The organism is Amycolatopsis sp. NPDC049253, assembly GCF_040678995.1.
Taxonomy (GTDB): Bacteria; Actinomycetota; Actinomycetes; order Mycobacteriales; family Pseudonocardiaceae; genus Amycolatopsis.
The window spans coordinates 131,980-153,481 of sequence record NZ_JBFAQX010000002.1 but is presented as its reverse complement, the minus strand read 5'-3'; the positions used below and the strand labels follow the sequence as shown (position 1 = coordinate 153,481).

Annotated in this window: 20 protein-coding genes and 2 pseudogenes; 9 read left to right on the top strand and 13 right to left on the bottom strand. The window is 71.7% G+C overall.

The features are described from left to right. Nucleotides 1-20: 20 nt before the first annotated feature. From AB0K15_RS04995 to AB0K15_RS04955, 9 genes are all read right to left on the bottom strand, one after another. The gene (locus AB0K15_RS04995; RefSeq protein WP_364045693.1) at nt 21-968 is read right to left on the bottom strand and encodes an RNA polymerase subunit sigma-70; all 948 of its coding nucleotides are present in this window, start codon (nt 966-968) and stop codon (nt 21-23) included. Between the two features lie 41 nt (nt 969-1,009). Then, nucleotides 1,010-1,744, bottom strand: coding sequence for an SDR family oxidoreductase (locus AB0K15_RS04990; RefSeq protein WP_364045691.1), 735 nt, complete (start codon nt 1,742-1,744; stop codon nt 1,010-1,012). A gap of 124 nt (nt 1,745-1,868) precedes the next feature. Next, nucleotides 1,869-2,336, bottom strand: coding sequence for an RDD family protein (locus tag AB0K15_RS04985; RefSeq protein WP_364045686.1), 468 nt, complete (start codon nt 2,334-2,336; stop codon nt 1,869-1,871). Continuing rightward, complete coding sequence (locus AB0K15_RS04980) at nt 2,320-2,772, bottom strand: hypothetical protein (RefSeq protein ID WP_364045684.1); 453 nt, start codon at nt 2,770-2,772, stop codon at nt 2,320-2,322. Before AB0K15_RS04980 ends, AB0K15_RS04985 begins: the two co-directional genes overlap by 17 nt. A gap of 11 nt (nt 2,773-2,783) precedes the next feature. After that, a complete protein-coding gene (locus tag AB0K15_RS04975; RefSeq protein ID WP_364045682.1) occupies nt 2,784-4,085 on the bottom strand; it encodes a hypothetical protein in 1,302 nt (433 codons plus the stop codon). Between the two features lie 16 nt (nt 4,086-4,101). Beyond that, complete coding sequence (locus AB0K15_RS04970; RefSeq protein WP_364045680.1) at nt 4,102-4,593, bottom strand: DUF1269 domain-containing protein; 492 nt, start codon at nt 4,591-4,593, stop codon at nt 4,102-4,104. After that, on the bottom strand, nt 4,590-5,306 hold the full coding sequence (locus tag AB0K15_RS04965; RefSeq protein WP_364045678.1) for an HD domain-containing protein: 717 nt from the start codon (nt 5,304-5,306) through the stop codon (nt 4,590-4,592). Before AB0K15_RS04965 ends, AB0K15_RS04970 begins: the two co-directional genes overlap by 4 nt. Continuing rightward, a complete protein-coding gene (locus AB0K15_RS04960) occupies nt 5,266-5,715 on the bottom strand; it encodes a hypothetical protein (RefSeq protein ID WP_364045676.1) in 450 nt (149 codons plus the stop codon). The genes AB0K15_RS04965 and AB0K15_RS04960 overlap by 41 nt, the downstream gene beginning before the upstream one ends. Nucleotides 5,716-5,806: 91 nt before the next feature. After that, a complete protein-coding gene (locus AB0K15_RS04955; protein WP_364045674.1) occupies nt 5,807-7,141 on the bottom strand; it encodes a diacylglycerol kinase family protein in 1,335 nt (444 codons plus the stop codon). Between the two features lie 112 nt (nt 7,142-7,253). Here AB0K15_RS04955 and AB0K15_RS04950 point away from each other — a divergent pair, with 112 nt between their 5' ends. Both AB0K15_RS04950 and AB0K15_RS04945 read left to right on the top strand, forming a co-directional pair. Continuing rightward, a complete protein-coding gene (locus AB0K15_RS04950; protein WP_364045672.1) occupies nt 7,254-8,669 on the top strand; it encodes a DUF2252 domain-containing protein in 1,416 nt (471 codons plus the stop codon). Continuing rightward, nucleotides 8,666-9,082: pseudogene (locus AB0K15_RS04945) on the top strand (potassium channel family protein); the annotation flags it as partial. The gene AB0K15_RS04950 and the pseudogene AB0K15_RS04945, both read left to right, overlap by 4 nt. 75 nt (nt 9,083-9,157) lie before the next feature. On the opposite strand, the gene AB0K15_RS04940 reads toward AB0K15_RS04945, so the two are convergent. Then, on the bottom strand, nt 9,158-10,597 hold the full coding sequence (locus AB0K15_RS04940) for an MFS transporter (protein WP_364045670.1): 1,440 nt from the start codon (nt 10,595-10,597) through the stop codon (nt 9,158-9,160). 186 nt (nt 10,598-10,783) lie between these two features. Here AB0K15_RS04940 and AB0K15_RS04935 point away from each other — a divergent pair, with 186 nt between their 5' ends. From AB0K15_RS04935 to AB0K15_RS04925, 3 genes and pseudogenes are all read left to right on the top strand, one after another. Beyond that, entirely contained in the window at nt 10,784-11,314 is a 531-nt protein-coding gene (locus AB0K15_RS04935; RefSeq protein WP_364045668.1) for a hypothetical protein, read from the top strand. Further along, a complete protein-coding gene (locus tag AB0K15_RS04930) occupies nt 11,311-11,580 on the top strand; it encodes a hypothetical protein (RefSeq protein ID WP_364045666.1) in 270 nt (89 codons plus the stop codon). The genes AB0K15_RS04935 and AB0K15_RS04930 overlap by 4 nt, the downstream gene beginning before the upstream one ends. 56 nt (nt 11,581-11,636) lie before the next feature. After that, nucleotides 11,637-12,080, top strand: a pseudogene (locus AB0K15_RS04925) (DUF6879 family protein); the annotation flags it as partial. Nucleotides 12,081-12,369: 289 nt separating this feature from the next. On the opposite strand, the gene AB0K15_RS04920 reads toward AB0K15_RS04925, so the two are convergent. Together AB0K15_RS04920 and AB0K15_RS04915 are read right to left on the bottom strand one after the other, a co-directional pair. After that, on the bottom strand, nt 12,370-12,975 hold the full coding sequence (locus tag AB0K15_RS04920; RefSeq protein WP_364045664.1) for a TetR/AcrR family transcriptional regulator: 606 nt from the start codon (nt 12,973-12,975) through the stop codon (nt 12,370-12,372). 14 nt (nt 12,976-12,989) lie between these two features. Beyond that, nucleotides 12,990-13,763: a methyltransferase domain-containing protein gene (locus AB0K15_RS04915; protein ID WP_364045662.1), complete on the bottom strand. Its 774-nt coding sequence runs from the start codon at nt 13,761-13,763 to the stop codon at nt 12,990-12,992. A gap of 194 nt (nt 13,764-13,957) precedes the next feature. Here AB0K15_RS04915 and AB0K15_RS04910 point away from each other — a divergent pair, with 194 nt between their 5' ends. Next, on the top strand, nt 13,958-14,425 hold the full coding sequence (locus AB0K15_RS04910) for a DUF417 family protein (protein ID WP_364045660.1): 468 nt from the start codon (nt 13,958-13,960) through the stop codon (nt 14,423-14,425). On the opposite strand, the gene AB0K15_RS04905 is transcribed toward AB0K15_RS04910, so the two are convergent. Next, the gene (locus tag AB0K15_RS04905) at nt 14,422-15,537 is read right to left on the bottom strand and encodes a glycosyltransferase (RefSeq protein ID WP_364045658.1); all 1,116 of its coding nucleotides are present in this window, start codon (nt 15,535-15,537) and stop codon (nt 14,422-14,424) included. The two genes, AB0K15_RS04910 and AB0K15_RS04905, sit on opposite strands and share 4 nt — an antisense overlap. A gap of 290 nt (nt 15,538-15,827) precedes the next feature. Between AB0K15_RS04905 and AB0K15_RS04900 the strand changes: the two genes are divergently transcribed. Genes AB0K15_RS04900 through AB0K15_RS04890 form a run of 3 tightly spaced genes read left to right on the top strand, consistent with a single transcriptional unit; the run spans nt 15,828 to nt 21,478 of the window. Beyond that, the gene (locus AB0K15_RS04900; protein WP_364045656.1) at nt 15,828-17,705 is read left to right on the top strand and encodes an alpha-L-fucosidase; all 1,878 of its coding nucleotides are present in this window, start codon (nt 15,828-15,830) and stop codon (nt 17,703-17,705) included. A gap of 16 nt (nt 17,706-17,721) precedes the next feature. Beyond that, nucleotides 17,722-19,620 (top strand): beta-N-acetylglucosaminidase domain-containing protein, encoded by a 1,899-nt coding sequence (locus AB0K15_RS04895; RefSeq protein ID WP_364045654.1) that lies wholly within the window; start codon nt 17,722-17,724, stop codon nt 19,618-19,620. A gap of 22 nt (nt 19,621-19,642) precedes the next feature. After that, the gene (locus tag AB0K15_RS04890; RefSeq protein ID WP_364045652.1) at nt 19,643-21,478 is read left to right on the top strand and encodes a beta-galactosidase family protein; all 1,836 of its coding nucleotides are present in this window, start codon (nt 19,643-19,645) and stop codon (nt 21,476-21,478) included. Nucleotides 21,479-21,502 lie beyond the last annotated feature (24 nt).

Genomic DNA, 21,502 nt, shown 5'->3' with positions numbered 1-21,502 from the left:
CCGTGGGCGGACCGGCCGGGTCACCGGTGCGGGGGAGCGAACACCGGCACCAGCGCCGGGTCGTTGAACGAGGTGATGCGCGCGATGCGCCCGCCGCGCACGGTCAGGACCTGCACGCCGTAGGGCTCGTCGCGCCCGTCGCCGGTGCGGTGGTGCACGACGAGGGCCGGCTGGCCGTTGGCGCGCGTGGGCGTCATCCGCCAGCGGCCCGGGCGCAGCACGCGCGCCGCGAGGAACCCCGTGACGGCGTCCCGGCCGGTGAACCACGTCGGGATCGGCGGCATCTCCAGCTCGACGTCGGCGCGCAGCAGGCGGACCAGCGCTTCGGCGTCCGCGCGGGTGAACGCGTTCACGTAGTTCTCGAGCAGTGCCCGGTCGGTGTCGCCGGTCGGTTCGGTCATCTCGTCCTCGATCGGTCCGGCCTCGGCGAGGTGGGTCCGCGCGCGGCGCAGGGCACTGTCGACGGCCGCCGGTGTCGTGTCGAGCAGCTCCGCGACCTCGGCCGCGGGGAACGCCAGCACGTCGCGCAACGTCAGCACGGCCCGCTGCCGCGCGGGCAGCAGCTGCAGCGCGGCGATGAACGCGAGCCGCACCCCGGCCCGCGCGGCGGCGGCGACCGCCGGGTCGCCGGCTCCGAACTCGGGAGCCGGCTGCAACCACGTGACCGAGGGCTCACGCGAGGCCACCGGCACCCGGTGGTCGTCGGCCGGCGCGCCCAGGCCCGACGGCAGCGGCCGCCGGGCCCGGGTCGCCAGCGCCGTCATGCAGGCGGTGGTGGCGATCTTGTACAGCCAGCGCCGCACCGACGACCGGCCTTCGAACCCGCCGAACCCGCGCCAGGCCCGCAGATACGTCTCCTGCACGAGGTCCTCGGCGTCGTGGATCGAGCCCAGCAGCCGGTAGCAGTGCGCGAGCAGCTCCGGCCGGAACGGCTCGGTCAGCGCGCTGAACTCGGCATTCGACGGCATGGCCTCTCCCGTGGTGCGCGGGGGTCCACTGTAGAGGCCGCTCACGGCAGCGGGCGCACGCCGGCGCCGCCGACGACGTGCTCCGGCGCGGCGGTCTCGTCGGCCGCCAGCTCCAGCACGGCCTTCGCCACCTGCTCCGGCGTGAGCACCGGCTGCAGACCCTCGATGAACGCCTCGCGGGCCACGCCCTGCTGAGCCGCGTACGCGGTGACGCCGGCCGAGCCCACGCCGGCCGTCGGCGTGAGCTGGGGGAGCAGCGTGAGGAAACGCAGTCCCAGCCCGGCGCGTTCGGCTTCACCGGCGGCGTAACCGCGCAGGTAACGGACCGCGGCCTTGGCGCTCGCGTAACCACCGCTGAGGGGCGACCCGGCCAGCGCCGCACCGCTCGACATCGACACGACCACCCCGCCCGGCGCGAGGGGCTCGCGCAACGCCGCGCGCGTCCACTCGAACACGTGCCGCGTGTCGGTGTGCCAGTTGCGGCTGAAGGTTTCCCAGGTCTGCTCCTGCACCGGCGCCATGTGCGGCGTCGCGCCGGCGTTGAGCACGAGCAGATCGGGCCGGTGGTCGCGGAGCACGGCGGCGGCGAGCGTTCCGTCGGTCGCGTCGGCGGCCAGGGGCGTGAAGAGCTCGCCGGCCTCGTCGCGGACGGCGAGCAGATCTTCTTCACTGCGCGCGATCCCGACGACGCGCGTGCCGGCGGCCACGAGCGCGCCGGCGATCGCGCGCCCGAACCCTCGGCCGGCTCCGGTGACGACGGCGGTCTGGAAAGACATCGGACACTCCCGGGGGGTGAGGAAATCGGTCCGCATCAAGACCGGCCGGCGCCGCGAAAACCGTCGGCGCGCGAGAGTGCTCTGCGTCACATCGGGCTCGGTGGCCACCATTCCGTATAACGACCTATAAGGCGTCCTGTGTGGACACTTGTGCTCCGCCGTCCGTCCGCCAGTCGTAGACGACCTTCGTCCGGAGGACGACGTCCTGCACGGACCGCCGGTGGGGGCTCACGATCACCCACAGCAGCCCGATCGGGAAGACGACGCAGAACAGCGCCCGGGCCGCGGCGCGGACCCAGCCCAGGCGCCGGCCGCGGCCCAGCACGCGCAGGCCGAGCAGCGCGGCGCCGTAGGTGCGGCCGATGGTGGCCCAGCAGACGGTGAAGTACACGATCGCGACGGCCGCGGAGATCCCGCCGGCCAGTGCCGGCGGGGCCGCGGGCCACCGGAACGACAGTGGCGAGGCCGCGAACAGCGCCGCCGCCACCGCGAGGTAGCCGCCGACCGTGAGCAGCCCGATCACGGCGGCGTCGACCAGCGCGGCGACCAGGCGCGTGACGATGCCCGCCGGCCCCTCAGGCGGGCCGGTCACCACGGCGCCGCAGCACGCGGCCGACCACGCGGGCCACGGCGTCGTCGGCGTTCACCCCGGCGCCCCGCACGCCCCGGATCGCCTCTCCCGCAACGGTTCCGCTCGACTGCCGCACGACCTCGGGCAGGTCCATCGCGGCGACGAGGTCACCGAAGTCCAGTGTGGACACCATGCCTGCCACGTCGACCTCGGCGAGCACGGCGTCGAGGTCCACGTGCTCGCTGAGGAGCTTCGGCAGGTCGACCGCGTCGAGCACGGCTGCGGCGGCCGCGGTCACCACGTCCCGCACCGCGCGGCGCGCCACGTCTTCGGGCACGGCGGCCGTCAGCACGGCCCAGCCCGCCCGCCGCAGCGGGGTGGACGCCCACCAGCCGGCCTTGAGCGCCACCGCGCCCAGCCCCAGCACCGCACCGACGGGATCGGGCTCGTCGTTCACGACGTCCCCTTTCACCCGGTCGCCGCCGGCCGGTCGCCGGGGGCGTCGAGGAACTGGATCACGGCGAGGACCACCAGCAGCACGAGGGCGATCAGCAGCACCGCGAGCCCGCTCGGCCGGTCGAGGAACAGGAACACGAGCACGGCGATCGCGACGGCACCGGCGCGCAGGGCCACGCGGTAGGAGTGCACCCACTTGCCGAGACCGGTGGCGCGCAGGCCGCTGCGCGACCGCAGCCACGTCAATCCCTTGACCACGGCCTGGCGGATGTGCACGGCGGTCGACGACGGACCCGCGAGGAAGGCCCCGAGCGCCACCACGATCCCGACCGCGAACAAGGTTCTCAGACCGTCGCGCAGGAACCGCAGGATGATGTCGAACGCCGCGGAGACCGGTGCCGCCGAGCGGCTCGGGACCGCGTCGACGACGATGGTGCGCCCGATCGCGAGGCCGATCGCGAGGACCAGCATGCTGAACGCGAACCCGAGCGCGGCGCCGATGAGCGCTCGTCGTTTGTGCCGGGCGACGTAGACGCCCGCGGCGAGCAGCACGATCGCGATCCACGGCAGCCACGTCGCGAGCCGGTCCGAGGCGGTGTACCACGAGCGCGCCTTCACCAGGCCGGCCGCGTCGGCGACCGCGATCGTCGGGTGGACCTCGGGGATGCGGTTCACGATGGTGAGCCCGTCGGCGGCGAGCTGCTGCTTCGCGTCGTCGATGAACGGCGCGAGGTCGAGCACGACCTTGTCGCCCTGGATCGCGATGGCCGACGCCGAACCGTCGAGCACGGCCACCGCCTGCTGGTGGGCTGTGCGGATCACGCGGTCCCAGGTCTGCGCGATCCGGTCACTCGCCACGAGGGTCGCGACGCGGCCGTGCACGAAGCTCTGCACGCCCGAGGCGAGCGGACCGGTCAGGGCCTCCAGCCGGTCGGTGACGGCCGGCGGGACGCCCTGGGCCGCGAGCGCGCCGACGGCGTCGGTCGCGATGGCCTGCACGTTGACGTTCGTGAAGATCGTCTCGGTGACCCGGTCGGTCACGGCGGCCTGCACCGCCGGGTCGCGGATCAGCGGGCTCATCGTGGCGGTGAACCGGTCGGTGTCGGAGATCTGGTTGTGCACCCACACCGACGCGAGCGCGAGGGGGGCGAGGATGCAGCCGAGCACGATGAGGATCGTGGACACGATCGGCCGCCAGCTGACATGACGGCGTTCGCGGGTGGCCCGCAGCCGGGCCACCTCGAGCCGCAGCTGTTCCAGCTCGGCCCGCTCGTCGGCGGTCGGCTCGATGAGGTGTTCCGTACTGTCCGACATGACCGGTCCGGTCCGCTCAGCTCGACATCATTTCCCGCAGCGCGGCTTCCTGCTCCGCGGACAGGTTGGACTGCAGCAGCTCCGGCTTGTGGCCGCCGGCCTCGATCGCGGCCTTGACCTTGTCGACCACCGCGTCGCTGGACATCAGGAACAGAGCCGAGGTGCCGGGCGTGATCTTGTCGCGCACGGACTTGATGAAGTCGTCGTCGATCCCGACGTCGGTCAGCGAGCCGGCCAGCGCGCCGGTGGCCGCGCCGATCGCGGCACCGAGCAGCGGCACCAGGAAGATCAGGCCGAACAGCATGCCCCAGAACATCCCGCTCATCGCGCCGCCGGCGGTCAGGTTGCGTAGCTGGCGGGTCTTCGGCTTCTTGGCGTCGGGTTTCCAGGACACGGTGGCCGCGTCGTGGATGGAGATCAGTTCCTGCTTGGCCAGGCTCCGGAGGGTGTCGGCCGCGTTGTCCGCTCCGTCGGGGCTGTCGAACTTCCACACCGTCAGCGTCGTCATCGTGCTCTCCTGTCGGTTTCGCGGGCTGCACCGAGGCCACCGTCGCCCGGCGCGGCCCCGTCCGCCTCGCCCCTGCGGGGTGAGACCACCCGCCGCCGCACCGCCGCGGCACCCAGGCGCAGCTCGGTGCGCCGCACCGCGTCGTGCCGAGCGGCCTGCGCGCCGGCGTCGAGCGCGCGCACGAGGGGTGAGCCGGGGCCGTGGCGGGCGCGGATGCTCGCGATGCGTTCGGCGAAGTCGGTCGGGCGGCCGTCCGGGGCCGTCCGCATGTCGCAGAACCACAGGGCGTCGCGCAGCACGGTGCGCTCGTCCGGGTAGCGGGCGAGGTCGGCCGCGAGCCCGCGCTCCTCCGCGATGAACGCGGCGGCCGAGTGCTGGGCCACGAGGTTCACCAGCCGGGGCGGCGCCGACGCCGCGACGAGGAACCGGGCGCCGTCGAGCGGGTGGTAACCGGACAACACGAGCCCGGGCGCGTAGCCGATGTCGTGCAACAGCGCGGCCGCCACGAGCAGCTCCACGTCGTCGGCGCGCAGCAGGATCGGCCCGACCTGCCGTCCGCACTTCGCGACTCCCTGCACGTGCTGCCATCGCAGGGGCAGCTCGTGCGAGAGGTGGCGCTGCGCGAGGCCCCAGGCCCACGCGATCAGCGCCCCGCGAGGGCGGGTCGCCGGCTCAGCGGCTGCGGTGACGGGTTCGGAGTGCGTCGGGGGCATGTGCGACCAGCGCCCAGATGACCAGTATGTCGAGGGTGAGCACGATGAGCGCCCAGAAGGGTGCGGAGGGCAGGAAAGTCAGGTGCGCCAAGGCGCTGAGCCCGGCGATCGCGACGCCGGGGTAGCGCGCCCAGCCCGCCCGCGCGAACAGCCCGAGCCCCGTGACCACCGCGGCCGCGCCGAGCACGAGGTGCACCCAGCCCCAGCCGGTGAGGCTGAACAGCAGGGTCCCGTGCGAGGTCACCGCGTAGTACTGCGGGTCCAGCAGCGCCGTGAGCCCTTCGACCAAGGTGAAACTGCCGAGCAGGAACATCATCGTGGCACCGAAGAAGATCCAGCGGGCCCAGCCGGACTCCTCGGCAGGGGACTCCTGCGCGGGTGCGGCCGGGCGCACAGCGTGATCGCTCATGGTCGGGTCCCTTCTCCTGGCCGCCGACATCTTCGACGGCCGGGCTCGCGGCCGCTTCGCCCGGTGCGGATGAAAGCGTCCATTCCGGACGTCAGCGGGCCGGCCGTCCGGCGAGCACGCGGAACAGCACGCGCAGCGCCTCGCCCATGCCCTGGGGCGCGACCGCGGCAGGGGCCGCGCCGGGCGCGTCCAGCGGCACGCGGACGCGCAGCGCGCCGGGCAGCGTGCGGAACCGCAGCGGCGGTTCCAGCTGCAGCGCCTCGCCGTCGACGCCGATGTCCACAAGGGACTTTCCCGAGCTCACCACGAACTCCTCGGCCTGCCACGCCTGGTAGCCGGGGTAACGGGCGAGCTGGCCCGTGAGCTCCGCGGTGATCAGCGCCGGCAGGTCGCGCGCCCGGTCGACGCTCACGGTGACGATGCCGAGCGAGCCGCTGTCGAGCCGTTCGCGCGAGCCGAAGCCGCTGAGGCGGTCGAGGCGGTAGGCGCCGTTGGACACGAGCACGATGTCGGCCGGCGGGCGGTCGTCGTCGCCGGGCACTCGGTACTGGAGGTCGAAGTGCTCGGAGTCGGGGCCCAGCAATTGCGGCAGCTGCCCGGCCACCGTCGACGCCTTGGCGTCGCGGTACCCCGGCGACTGGACCACTGTGGCGTACACGCCGAGCGAAGCGTTGTTCACGAAGACCCGGTCGCCGATCTGAGCGAGATCGATGCGGTGCTCGGCCGCTTCGCCGTACGCGTCCAGGGCGGCGGTCACGTTCTCGCGGTCGAGCCCGAGGTCGAGGGCGAAGTGGTTGCGCGTGCCGGCGGGCACGCAGACGTAGGGCAGGTCGTGGCGGCGCGCGACGTCGGCGACCAGCGCCTGGGAGCCGTCGCCGCCGGCCATTCCGAGCACGTCCGCGTGCTTGGCGGCTTCTTCGGCGAGCTCCCGCAGGTCGTCGCCGCGGCGCAGGACGACGGGGGTGACCCCGCGTTCGCGCGCCTCGCGTTCGAGGTCGAACTGCGCCACCTTCCCGCCGCCGGAGCGGGGGTTCATCAGCAGCACGCCGTGGCGCGCTGGACCGACGCGGTCGGCCCGCACCCGCCGGGCGAGGTCGTGGCCGATCGCCACCCGGGCCGCCAGCGCCGCGAGCACCGCCAGCCCGAGGACCAGCGGCAGCACCACGAACGTGCGCAGGTCCGGCAGCAGGGCGATGGCGGCGAGCGCGAGGACCGCGACGATGGTGAGCACGATTCGCGTGAGCCCGTGGCGGACCAGCGCCGCCCAGGCCGCGATCGTGGCGATCACCAGAAGCACCACGGCGAGCACCAGCTGCCCCGGGCTGCGGACCGCGGCGAGAACCGCCACGACGATCGCGGCGGCCAGCGCGAGGAGGGCACCCAGCGCGCACGCGCGCCGGGCGAGTGACGGAGCAGGGCTGGTCATGCGCCGACCGTGCGTGGGCGGGCGGTCCCGTGTCGTCACCCCGTCCGGATGATGCCTCGTCTCACCCCGTGTGGGGGAGGAAAGGCGCTCGCAGGGGGGTGAAGCTACCCCGATGGTGCTCACCTCACGACGGCCGACAGCCGAATCCCGGGAAGACCGGATCGCGCGGGGGAAAGCGGCCCGTGCGGCCGCTCCGCGTTCGAGCCACGCCGGGTTCACGCGCGAACGCGGCCGCCCGGATCCGCTGGAACTGCTCGCGCGCCAGGACGAGACCCGGGTCCAGGAACTGCTGCCGATCCGCTACGGGCGCATGGCGGTGTCGCCGTTCACCTACTTCCGCGGTGCCGCGCTGCCGATGGCGAGCGACCTGTCCGGCACACCGGTCAGCGGGCTGCGGGTGCAGGCGTGCGGCGACGCGCACCTGATGAACTTCGGCGTGTTCGCCTCGCCGGAACGCAAGCTCGTGTTCGACATCAACGACTTCGACGAGACGCTGCCCGGCCCGTGGGAGTGGGACGTGAAGCGCCTCGCGGCGAGCCTGGAGATCGCGAGCCGGGACAACGGGTTCTCCGCCCGCCAGTGCCGCGGCGTGGTGGTCGCGACGGTCGCGCAGTACCGCGAGGCAATGCGGGAGTTCGGCGAGCGCACCGCGCTCGACGTCTGGTACGCCCACGCCGACGTCGATCAGGTGAAAGCTCTGTACGCCGACCGGTTGGGCGGGCGCCGGCGCCGGATGATCGAGAAGGGTGTGGCCTCGGCTCAGGCGCACGACAACCTCGGCGCCCTGCGCCGCTTCACGTCGGTCACCGGCGGCGAGGTGCGCATCAAGCCCGACCCGCCGATCGTGCTGCCCCTGGAGGAATTGGCGCCCACCAAGAAGGCCGCGGACGACGTGCGCGAGCAGCTGGGCTCGATCCTGCAGGCCTACCGCACCACGCTGGAACCCGAGCGGCGCGTGCTGCTGGACCGCTACCGGATCGTGGACATGGCGCACAAGGTGGTGGGCGTCGGCAGCGTCGGCACACGGTGCTGGATGGTCCTGCTGCTCGGCAACGACGACCGTGACCCGTTGTTCTTGCAGGCGAAGGAAGCCGGCCCGTCGGTGCTCGAGGAGTTCGCCGGGCCCAGCGACTACGACAACTCGGGGCGCCGGGTGGTCGTGGGCCAGCGGCTGATGCAGACGGTGAGCGACATCTTCCTCGGCTGGGTCCACGTCACCGGCGCCGACGGCCGCCCGCGCGACTTCTACCTGCGCCAGTTGCGCGACTGGAAGGGCGCGGCCAGGGTCGAGTCGATGGACCCGCACGACCTGCGTACCTACGGCATGCTGTGCGCGTGGACGCTCGCGCGCGCCCACGCCCGCACCGGCGACAGCGTCGCGATCGGCGCCTACGTCGGCTCCGGTGACTCGTTCGACCAGGCGATCGCCGAGTTCACGCGCGACTACGCCGACCAGAATGAGAAGGACCACGTGGCGTTGACCAAGGCCATCAAGACGGGTGCGGTCAAGGCCGAGTCAGGGCGGTGAAGGCGCGGCAGCTGATCGTTCCGGGTGTGCTGCGCCCCGCGCTGACGGTGGCGACGCTCATCGCGGTGTACTACCTGCTCCCGGTGGACCGGCCGCTCGACGCGTGGACGGTCGTGGGGTTGGTCGTCGGGGTCGCGCTGGTCGTGGTCCTCGTGGTGGTCGAGGCGCGCGCGATCCTGCGGTCCTCGCACCCGGCGTTGCAGGGGGCCCAGGCGCTGGCGCTGGTGGTGCCGCTGTTCCTGCTGGTGTTCGCCAACGTGTACTACGTGCTGCAGTACAACGTGCCCCAGAGCTTCAACGTGCCGCTGAGCCGCACCGATTCGCTGTACTTCGTGGTCACGGTGTTCGCGACGGTCGGGTTCGGTGACATCACGCCCGTGACGCAGGCCGCGCGCCTGCTGGTCACGGGGCAGATGATCGCGAATCTGCTGGTGGTGGGCGTCGCGTTGCGGGTGATCCTGATGGCCGTGCAGCGCAGCCGTTCGCGGTTACCGCTTGGCGTGCTTCGGGATCAGCAGCGCCGTGACCACCCCGGCGAGCCCGAGGCACACGAGCATGATCAGGGCGATGCCGAACGGCCCGTTGCCCGGGACGGCCGCGCCGGCGAGCACGGAGCCGACCAGCGCGGTGCCCAGTGACGAGCCGAGGTTCGACACGCTGCGCGAGACGCCCGAGATGTCGCCCTGCGCCTCTTCCGGCGAGCTCGACTGAACGAGGTTGACCGACGCCGTCAGCATCACGCCGACCCCGATCCCCATCAGCAAAAGCCCGGGCGTGAACGTCCAGACGCTCGAGTCTTCCCGGACCAGCACCAGCATGAGAACGAGGCCCAGCGTGGTGGAGCTGAAGCCGGCCCGGATCAGCCTGCGCAACGAGTGGCGCCGAGACATCCGCCCCGCCAGCGCCGACGCGGCGAGGATGCCGATGGTGGCGGGGACGAGCACCAGCCCCGTCTCGATCGCGCTGAAGCCGCGGATCTGCTGCAGGAACACCGACGTCACGAAGAACGCGCCCTGCATGACCAGCCACTGCAGCACCTGGGTGACGAGCCCGAGGTTCGACGCCTTGCTGCGGAAGATCTTCAGCGAGAACAGCGGAGCGCGCCCCGCGTGTTCCACGCGCCGCAGGTGCAGGAAGAAGATCGTCAGCAGCACGGCCCCGATCGCGACGTAGATCCACACCGGCGACACGCCGCCCTCGGGGATCACCACCGTGCCACCGATCGTGAAGTCCTCCCGCGCTTTGAGCCACCCGTAGGTGGAGCTCTGCAGCACGCCGAAGACGACGAAGAACAGCCCGGCCGCGGACAGCACCGCGCCCCACACGTCGAAGTGCGGCGGCCGCTGGGCCAGGGGCGGGTCGACGATGCGCAAGGCGAGGACGATGATCAGCACGATCACCGCCACCTGGAACAGGAACGACGCCCGCCAGCCGAGGTAGCTCGTGATCAGCCCGCCCAGCAGCGGCCCCGCTGCCGCTCCGAGCCCCGCCGCCCCGCTCACGATTCCGAAGTTTCGGGCGCGGGCGCTCACGTCTTCGAACACCACCGTGACGAGGATGTAGATCGGCGGGATCAGCAGCGCCGACCCGATGCCCTCCAGCAGCGAGTACCCCACGATCAGCAGCCCGATGCCCTGCGCGAACGACGAGAGCAGCGCGCCCGAGCCGTAGATCACGAGGCCCGCGATGAAGCAGACCTTGCGGCCGAGGAAGTCCGTGAGCTTGCTGCCGGGGATCATCAGCGCGGCCATCGTGAGCGTGAACAGCGTGATGGCGGTCTGGATGCTGATGACCGACGCGCCGATGTCGTCGGCGATCGTGCTGATCGCCACGTTCATGTTCGTCGCCGCGTAGCTCGCGATGAACTGCCCGAGCGCGAGCGGCAGTACGACGGCGGAAGCGGAGACGCTCTTCGATCCCGTGGCCATCGGGGGCCCCTCTCCTCGATGCCCCACTTTGCGAAGCCGCGCCTTCGGCGGCATCACCTGCTTCGGATGACCCGCCCGAGCTCCGACCAGCGACAACGCTTCTGGGAGCACTCGGGAGCGGATTAGGGTTTCTCGAACTGTTGTTGCTGGTCAGACCGCGTTTGTTTCTTCCTTGTCAGGAGCGTCTTGGGGCGGCTGGTCGTCGCGGTCGGTCCCACGGTCCGTCCCACGTGGTCCCACTGCGCGCAGCTGTGGCTTGGTGGCCTTCTGGATGCCACAGGTGTGGGCGCTGCCGTTGGTGTGCCGCTGAACGTGGTCTCCGCGGCGGGGATAGCCGCGGGCGTATCCATGACCGGTGTTGGTGCCATGAACATGGCAGTCCACGCCGCAGGCGACGACCGGGTATCGCCGGCGAACACCAACCACGGCAGCAGCACCGCGCCTGTCGAAACCGAACCACCCTTCCCCGCACCCAAGGAGATCACAGGCAAGACTGCGCACGGTGAGGAGCAAATGACCACCCGCGACGGATACGGCGTGAACGACGCCGCGGCCCACGACGCTGTCAACAACCCGATCAAGCCCCAGAAATACCGGTCCGACGCCTACGGTGGCGCTTACCGCTTCACTGGAAAGGACGCGGTGGTGAACCTAAACAAAGATGGAAAGGTCGTCACTGCGTGGGCCCGCACCCAAGCTGGCTGGAGGAATCCGTGAACAGCGTCATCGATACTCTCCCGGAAGAATTCCGGAGCATCATCATCAGCTTGCTCGCAGAGCGGGACCCCGAGCTGCTGGCTGCCCTTCGGGCACAGGAAAAGCCGACCATGGACCAGCAGGAATCAGTGATTGACGTCTTAGCCGACGCCTTCTCCGAGCACTTGGGGCCCGGCCAGGAACCCACGTCCCAGGGGGTCCTCATCGACAACGCGCTCGGCGCTTTCCTCACGAAATGGCCCGCTGAGGTCATTCTCGAGGAGTAACTGAGGCACGCGACGGACACGCCACACTGACCCCAGTTATTGCCCCAGCTCACGGCATGCGCAACGCTCTACCCGGGCGTGAGCCATGCCCACCTCCACAGACCTACCGAACGACCCCGCCTCGGCCGAGAATCTGCAGCAGCTCGCGGAGGCAGTACGCCGATGACCTGGCTAAACTCCGGTCCCGAGTTCGCAGACCTGCTCCGCTTCGAACGCTCCGCGTGGCGGTGGGAGTGCCGGGCACCTACCGCGAGCCTGAGGAGCAGGAGCCACTGCAGGCCTGGCGTGACGGGCACCTTGACTACGGGTTCACGCAACCGTGGCTGGAGCAGATCCGCGCGCAACGTGCCGCCGGGAAGACGTGGGAGCGGGCACGGATGTTGACCGAGCCGCCAACCGAGTATCTGCGGTGGATGTTCCAGCTCACCCCCTTCAACATCGAGGCCGGCGAAGACATCCGCTGGATCAGCGAGGAGCACGCTCGCAAGCTCAGCGCTCCCCGCGAGGACTTCTACCTGTTAGATGATCGGCTCGTCGCCACCGTGCATTTCGACGACGGGTCACCTGCTGCGGATGACCCGCCGGAGCCCGCTCGTGGCGGCCGCCAGGCCTGCACCGGCGGGCGCCTGATGGGCGGGGCCGCCCTCGAACGCGGCATTCGGCTGTCCCCGACCGGGCCGGTTGGGGTTGGTCCACAGTGGAGGGATCAGGGGGTGAAGACGAGCCGCTCGCCGGGGCCGGACGGCTGGGCCCGATTGCCGGCGGCGTTGTCGGGCCGGCTGCTGATCCTCAGGCGCCGATGCCTTCGAGCACCGTCGTCACCACGTCGTCGACCGAGGGTGCCGGGGGCGGGCCCGCGTGGGGGACCAGGGCGGAGAACACCGTTTCGTGGCACGCGCCGACGAGCAGGGCCGCGGCGGCGTCGAGGTGGGCGGCGGGGGAGAGCCGGCCGAGGTCGCGTTCGGCGTGGAGGTAGGTCAGCAGGCGGTCGCGCCATTCGGTGCCCGTGGCGGTGAGGGACGCGAAGCGCGTGAGGACCGCCGGGTGGGCGAGCAGTCCGGCGAACGTGGGCAGGATGGCGCGGTGCAGGGCGAGCCCGTAGGCGAGGTGTGCGCGCAGGTTGGCTTCGACCGTGGCGGAGCCGGGCGCCGGCAGGTCGCCCAGCTCGCGTTCGGCGTCGCGGACGTGGGCGCGCAGCGCGTGCGCCAGGAGCTCTTCCTTGTCGGCGAAGTGGTTGTACAGCACGCCGTCCGCGACGCCGGCGCGGCGGGCGATCGCGCGGACCGTCAGCTTCGCGGCGCCTTCCTCGGCCATGAGCGCGCCGGCCGTCGCGATGAGGTGCTCGCGGAGGCTGCGGTCCCCGTCGCGCAGGGCGGCGGCTGTTCTCGGTGACATCCCCGCCATCGTATTCACCGGGTGGCGGTGACGAGCCACGCCGCGCCCCGCAGCCGCACGGCGCCGGGTTCGGCGAACGGGCGCAAAGCCTCCACCAGGGCGGCTTCGGCGCCCCGTGCGTGCTGCCGGACCGGCCCCCAGCCGGCGATGAACTCCGCCGCGTCGGCCACGTCGCGGCCCCAGACCTGGTCGGCCTCGACCCGCGTGCAGGTGACGTCGGGGAACCCGGCGTCGGTCAGCACCGAACGCGTGTGCGCGGGATCGGACAGCGACGTCGGCCCGCTGCCCGAAGGCAGGGGCGCCAGCGCGCCGAACACGGTCCCGAGGTCGGTCCCCGCCAGCTCGGTCAGGCACACGAACGCGAGCCGCCCACCCGGCCGCAGCGCCTGGCGCACCCGCGCGAACGCCGCCACCGGATCCGCGTAGAACATCACGCCGAACCGGCTCACCGCGACGTCGAACGAGCGCTCGGCGAACGGGAAAACCTGCACGTCACCCTGCTCGAACACCACGTTCCCCGTGCTCCGGGCCCGTGCCGCCGCCAGCATCGGCGCGGACAGGTCGACGCCCAGCACCCGGCCGGACCCGGACCGCGCCGCCGCGAGCCGGGTCAGCTGCCCGGTGCCGCACCCGAGATCGACCACGTCGTCGCCCGGACCCACCGCGGCCAGCAGAAACGGGTTGAACCCGCTGTTCACCGCGTCGTAGCGATCGGCGTGCTCCGCCCAGTGCCCGCCCTCGTAGCCGTTCCACGCCTGCGCCTGCGCCGTGTTGACGATCCCGGTCATGAGCCCTCCCCGTCGTTATGAACACACGTTCATGAACATTTGTTCATCATGGCCGCGGTCCGGGAAACTGTCAACCAGCCGTACCCGGGCGGTCGCCGGTCACGTCAGCGATCCGTAAGGCTCCGCCACCTCGGCCGCCGAGCTGATCTTGGTTACCGTCGGCCGGACATCCGATCACGAAGAAAGGGGAGCCCGTGGTTTCTCGGGTCACGCTGGGACGCCGCGCCGAGGCCGTGGGCGGGCTCGTCGTGCGCTACGGGCTCGTGCTGGTCGTCGCGTGGATCGCGGTCCTCAAGTTCACCGCGTCGGAAGCCATGCGCATCCAGCAGTACGTGTCGCACAGTCCGTTCGTGGGCTGGCTGAACGGCGTCCTGGACCCGCGACCCCTCGCGATCGTCCTCGGCGCGGTCGAGTTCGCCGCCGCGGTCCTCATCGCCGCCGGCCCGTGGGCGCCCCGGCTGTCCGCCGTGGGCAGCGCGCTCGGTGTCCTGATCTTCCTGACCACGCTCAGCTTTTTCCTCACCACGCCGGGCGTCGGCGACGCGGCCGCGGGCGGTTTTCCCGCGCTCTCACCGGTCGGCCAGTTCCTGCTCAAGGACGTCGTCCTGCTCGGCGCGTCGATCTGGACCCTGGGCCGCTCACTCGCCCGCACGACGTCCTAAGTGGACGAGTAGGTCCGCCCCTTCCACCCGGCGCCACGCCCGGCCCAGTGCCGGCGCGCCGAGTCGAGCGTCATCAGGGTGTACAGCAGCGCGGTCACCGGCAGCAGCACGCCCAGCACCGGCCACTGCCGGTAGTAGCGCGCGATCGGCGCGAACGTCGCCGCCATCAGCACCCACGCGGCCGACGCGGGCCAGGACGGGCCGGTGAACGTCAGCACCGGGGGAGCGAGGAACACCAGCGCCAGGCCGGCGACGGTGCCGGCCAGCACGAGCGGTGAATGGCGCAACTGCGTGTATGCCGTGCGCGCGACCATCTGCCACAGATCGGAAAGCCGCGGGTACGGCCGGACACTGTGGACGTTCGCCGCGAACCCCAGCCACGTCCGCCCGCCGGCCGCGGACACCGCGCGGGCCAGGGCGACGTCGTCGATCACGGCGCCGCGCACGGCCGCGAGACCACCCGCGCGTTCGAGGATGCGGCGGCGCACGAGCACGCACCCGCCGGCGGCCGCGGCCACCCGTGAGCGCGGGTTGTTCACGCGCCGGAACGGGTAGAGCATCGCGAAGAAGTAGACGAACGCCGGCACGATCAGCCGTTCCCACGGCGTTTCGGTCCGCAGCACGGCCATCTGCGAGAGGAGGTCGTGCTCACCGCACGCCGCCACGAGGGTTTCGAGCGAACCCGGTCCGTGCGCGATGTCCGCGTCGGTCAGCAGCACGAAATCCACCGCACCCGCCTCGGCGACGCCACGTGCGGCCGCCCACAGCTTGCCCGTCCAGCCCGCAGGCAACGGGTCCGGCGTGACCACGGTCAGCAGCAACGAGCCGGGTGCACCGCCGAGCCGCCGGGCGAGGTCACCGGTGCCGTCGCCGCTGTCGTCGTCGACGAGGATCACGCGCGCCTGGCCCGGATACCATTGCGCGAGCAAGGTGGGCAACGTCACCGGGAGCACGGCCGCCTCGTCGCGCGCCGGCACCACGACCGCCACCGACGGCCACTCGGCCGGGCGCGCCGGCGGCGGCAACCGCTGGCCCGTTCGCCAGAACCAGCCGTGGCCGAAGGCGAGTCCCAGCCACACCACGAGCGTGAGCCACCCGAGCACCGTCAGCACTTCGCGGATCCTAGCGCCGCTCTCACGTCTTGGCGCGACGACAGCATCGGTCAAGAACCATCAGACGACTGACCTTGTCCCACAGGGAAACCCGGCCACGAGTGAACGGCGTCAACCAGGCATGAAAGCAGATTCCCGAGGGAAGACAGGGAATGGACAGCCGAGCTCACCTCCCCCAAGTAGGTCTAGACATCCGATGGATCACGCACCTAGTGTGCTGGGCGATCCACCAGCTCGTCGCCGGCCGCCACCCGGGGCACGCGGTCGCGTGGACTCGTCAGGAGGAGCACGTGCCGATCTCGACGCGCCGGAACGCCGTTCTGGCCGCACTGTTTTCCCTCGCCGTGGCCGGATCCACGGCCACGCCCGGGGCCGCCGCGCAGCCGGAGGGCGGCTGCACCGGACCGATCAAGACCGCGGCGATCATGACCGTCCAGCCGTGCGACGGCATGGACCGCGTCCTGGCCAAGGCCGCCGCCGTCGTGCCGCGGCCCGGCCAGCTCGCCTGGCAGCAGCGGCCCGTCACCGCGTTCACGCACTTCGGCATGAACACCTTCACCGACCGCGAATGGGGTTCGGGTGCCGAGAAGGAGTCGACGTTCGCGCCGCCGGCCGTGGACACCGACCAGTGGATGCGCTCGCTCAAGGCCGCCGGCGTCACGCAGGTGATGCTCACCGCCAAGCACCACGACGGTTTCGTGCTCTACCCGACCCGCTACACCGACCACTCCGTCGTGGCGAGCCCGTGGTGGCTCAGCGCGGGCTGCACCGACCCGAAGGCCGACGCCGCCCGCCAGGCCGCGCAGGCCACGCGCTCGCAGGACCCGTCCGCGTTCTGGCAGGCGCGCGACGCCGGCTGCACCAACCCGCGCGGTGACATCCTGCGCGACTACGTGGATTCCGCCCGCAGGGCCGGCCTCAAGGTCGGCGTCTACCTCTCGCCCGCCGACGGCGCCGAGCTGCCCGCGACCTTCTTCGCCGACGAGGTGAAGCGGATCGAAGCGAAGGTCGCCGCCGGGCAGTCGCTGTCCATCGAGGAACAGGCCACCTACGACGACCGCGCGAGCGCCCCGCAGGGCCAGGGCCGCTACGGCACCGGCAGCGCCGTGACCGAACGGACGATCCCCACGCTGGTGGCGCACGACGACCGCGCCGCCGCGCTGGCCGCCGGGAAGCTGCCGCGCTTCACCGTGAACGAGGACGACTACGACTCCTACTACCTCAACCAGCTCTACGAACTGTTCACCCAGTACGGCCCGATCGACGAGCTGTGGCTCGACGGCGCCAACCCGTGGCGCGACCGCGGCATCAGCGAGAACTACGACTTCACCACCTGGTTCTCGATGATCCACGCGCTCTCGCCGAACACCGTCACGTTCGCCGGCCCGGCCGGCGTGCGCTGGGTCGGCAACGAGGCCGGCCAGGCGCGGACGACGGAGTGGAGCCCGCTGCCGACGACCGGTGACCCGAACACCGCGCACAACGAAGAGCTGTTCCTCGGCGGCGCGACCGCCACCGACCTCGGCTCGCGCCAGGTGCTCGCCGACCCGTCCGTGCGCTTCTTGCAGTGGGCGCCCGCCGAATCCGACGTTTCGATCCGCCCCGGCTGGTTCTTCCACCCCGGCGAACAGCCGAAAACCGCCGCGCAGCTCGTCGACATCTACCGGCGCACGGTGGGCCGCAACTCCTCACTGCTGCTGAACGTGCCACCCGGCCCGGACGGCGAGTTCGCGCCCGCCGACGTCGCCTCGCTGGCCGCCTTCGGCCGGTCCGTCGCGGCCACGCAGGTGAACCAGGCCCACGCGCGGCCCGGCGACAAGGCCGTCGCCGCCGTCACCGACGGTTCGCTGACCACGTCGTGGACCCCACCGCACGGCGCGCCGGCGGGCACCCTCGACGTGCCGCTCGCCCGGCCCGCGACGTTCGACCAGATCCGCTTGGGCGAGGACATCAGCCACGGCCAGCACATCGAGGGTGCGACCGTGCAGGCCGAGGTCGGCGGGGTGTGGCAGACGCTCACCACCGTCACCACCGTCGGCTACACCCGCCTGGTCACGCTCTCCGCACCCGTGACGACCAGCCACCTGCGCGTGGTGATCACCCAGGCGCGCGCCACGCCGTACCTCTCGACCTTCGCCCTTTACCGCACCGTGCCGCCGGCCGCCTGACCCGAGGGGATCCGTCATGACTTCACGAAAGCGCCACCTGGCCGCCGTGCTCGCGGCCGGGGTTTCGCTCGCCGCACTCGTCACGCAGCCGGCCACGGCCGCGCCCGAGCACCACCAGCCGCTGCCCGTCGTCACACCCACGCCGCAGTCGCTCGCCCGCGACTCTGCCGACCTCGCCGTGCCCGACGAGGTCGTGCTCGTCACCGACAGCACCACCGACCCCGCCGCCGAAGACCTCGTCACCACGCTGTTCCGCCAGCACGGCGCGCGCAAGGTCACCACGGCCACGCAGGAACCTCGTCACGGCCACGCGCTGGTGGTCCGGCTCGGCGCCGGCACCTCGGCCCCGGCCGAGGCCGAGGGCTACTCGCTGACCACGGCGCGCGGCGAGATCGCGATCTCCGGGCACGACGGCTCCGGCCAGTACTACGGCGCACAGACGTTGCGGCAGCTGTTCGTCCGCGTCGGCCACGGCTGGGCGATCAGCGGCGTGGCCGTGCATGACTGGCCGAACATGGCGTTGCGCGGCTCGATCGAAGGGTTCTACGGCCCGCCGTGGAGCACCGCCGATCGGCTGCGGCAGATCGCGTTCCTCGGTGAGGTCAAGGCCAACACCTACGTCTACAGCGCCAAGGACGACGCCTACCTGCGCGCGCAGTGGCGCGATCCCTACCCCGCCGACGAGCTGGCCACGCTCGGGCAGCTGGTGCGGTCGGCGACCGCGCACCACGTCGACTTCACCTACGCGCTCTCGCCCGGCGTGTCGATCTGCTTCTCCTCGCCGGACGATCTCGCCGCGGTGAAGGCGAAGTTGCAGTCGGTGTACGACCTGGGCGTGCGGTCGTTCTCGATCCCGTTCGACGACATCTCCTACACCAAGTGGAACTGCGCGGCCGACCAGACGGCGTTCGGCGCGCCCGGCCAGGCCGCGGCGGGCAAGGCCCAGGTGTCGCTGCTCAACGCGATCACGAGCGGCTTCGTCAAGACCCACGACGGCGCCCGTCCACTGCAGACGGTGCCCACCGAGTACAGCGACCTCAAGGACTCGCCGTACAAGACCGAGCTGCGCGAGAACCTCGACCCGTCGGTGGTCGTGCAGTGGACCGGCACGGACGTGGTGCCGCCGAGCGTCACCACCGACGAGGCGCAGCAGGTGTCCACTGTGTACGGCCGCAAGGTGTTCCTCTGGGACAACTACCCCGTGAACGACTACGAGCAGTCCGCCGGCCGGCTGCTGCTCGCGCCCTACGCCCAGCGGGAGGCGGGGCTTTCGCAGTACCTCAACGGGATCGTCGCCAACCCGATGAACCAGGAGGCGGCCAGCGAGGTCGCCGAGTTCGGCGCGACCGACTTCGCGTGGAACGACGCGGGGTACTCACCGGAGCGCTCCTGGCCGCAAGCGCTTGCGCGGCTGGCGGGCGGCGACGCGCGGGCCACGGCCGCGTTGCGGGTGTTCGCCGACCTCGAGCACCTGGCCCCGACGTTCGGCCCGACGCCGTGGCAGCCGCAGGCCCCGGTGCTCGCGGCGAAGACGAAGGCGTTCTGGCAGCGCTGGAACGCGGGTGACCACCGGGTGGCCGACCTGCGGGCGTACGCCGTGCAGATCCGCGATGCCGCGAAGGTGATCCGCGGCGGCCGGGTGGAGAGCGCGTTCGTCGACGAGGCTTCGCCGTGGCTCGACGCCGCCACCCTCTGGGGCGGCGCGATGGTCGACCAGCTCGACGCCCTCGCGGCCGCCGGGCGGGGCGACACCAGGACGGCGCAGCGGCTCACCGCGTCCGCCGATGGTCTCGTCGCCCAGGCCCAGGCCGTGAAGACCGGCGACACCAACCGGTGGGGGGTGCGGCAGGCACTCGTCGGAGACGGGGTCCTCGACGCGTTCATCACCCAGGCCCGGGCCGCAACGCTCGGCTGACCCCCGAAGGACGGAGAGCTTCGTGAGTGCAGTGAGCAGGAGGAGCTTCCTCGGCGGCGTCGCCGGGCTGGCCGCGGCGAGCACGGTGTTCGCCGGGCCGGCCGACGCGGCGGGCCGCGGGGGACTGACCGTGTCCGGCGAGCGGTTCCTGTTGGACGGCAAGCCGTTCCAGATCATCTCGGGTGCCGTCCACTACTTCCGCATCCACCCCGACCAGTGGCGCGACCGGCTGGAGCGGCTGCGGGCGCTCGGGCTGAACACGGTCGAGACGTACGTGGCCTGGAACTTCCACCAGCCGAAGCCGGGCCCGCCGGACTTCAGCGGGTGGCGCGACCTGCCGAAGTTCATCCGCACCGCCGGTGAGGTGGGGCTGCGGGTGATCGTGCGGCCGAGCCCGTACATCTGCGCGGAGTGGGAGTTCGGCGGCCTGCCCGCGTGGCTGCTGGCCGACCGCGATCTCGAACTGCGCTGCGCGGACCCGAAGTACCTCGAGGCCGTGGATGCCTGGTACGACCACCTCGTGCCGCGCCTGGCCGCGCTGGAGGCGCACCGCGGCGGGCCGGTGATCGCCGTGCAGATCGAGAACGAGTACGGCAGCTACGGCAACGACACCTCGTACCTGGCGCACCTGCGCGACAGCCTGCGTTCGCGCGGGTGCACGAGCCTCCTCTTCGCGGCCGACGGCGCGTCGGACTTCTTCATGCGCTTCGGCTCGCTGCCGGGCACGCTCGAAGTCGGCACGGGCGACGGAAATCCCGTGCCGAGTCTCGAAGCGCTCAAGAAGTTCCAGCCCGGCAAGCCCGTGATGATGGCGGAGTTCTGGGACGGCTGGTTCGACCACTGGGGCGAGCAGCACAACACGCGTGACCCCCAGCAGATGGCGGGTTACATCGACACGGTGCTCGCCTCCGGCGCGTCGGTGAACCTGTACATGGCGTGCGGTGGCACGAACTTCGGCTTCACGAGCGGAGCCAACACCTCCGGCACGACCTACCAGCCCACCGTCACGAGCTACGACTACGACTCGCCGGTGGGGGAGGCCGGCGACCTCGGCGCCAAGTTCACCGCGCTGCGGGGCGTGATCGGCAAGTACACGAAGCTGCCCGACGGGCCGCTCCCCGGCCGTTCACCGCGGCTGGCGCCGCGGACGGTCACGCCGGACGCGTCGGCTTCGCTACTGGAGTCGCTGCCCGCGTTGTCGAAGGTGGTGCGCTCGCCGCAGCCGTTGCCGATGGAGAAGCTCGGCCAGGCCACGGGACTCGTCCACTACCGGACGAAGGTGCAGGGCCCGCACAGCGGCACCCTGAGCATCCACGGCCTCGCCGACCGCGCGCTGGTCTTCGCCGGTGGCAAGGAAGTCGGCGTCCTCGACCGCAACACCCCCGACGCCACGGTGGACCTGGTGTTCGAGGAGGCGGAGAACCAGCTCGACATCCTCGTGGACACGATGGGCCGGATCAACTACGGACCGTACCTCGCCGACCGCAAGGGCATCGACGGCTGGGTCGCGATGAACACCCAGCAGAAGCTGTTCGGCTGGGAGATCCGGCCGTTGCCGCTCGACGATCTGTCCGGGGTGCGGTTCACCCCGGGTGCTCCGGGCGCCGGCCCGGCCTTCCACCGGGCCGCGGTGACGATCGAGGCGCCCGCTGACGGGTTCGTCGCGCTGCCGGGCTGGGAGAAGGGCGTCGTCTGGCTGAACGGTTTCAACCTGGGCCGCTACTGGAGCCGTGGTCCACAACGGACTCTCTACGCCCCTGCGCCGCTGTGGCGGAGGGGACGCAACGAGCTCGTGGTGCTGGAGCTGCACCAGCCGGGGGAGACGCTCGAGATCCGCGCGGAGGCCGACCTGGGGTGAGACGCAGGTCACTTTCGCCGGTGT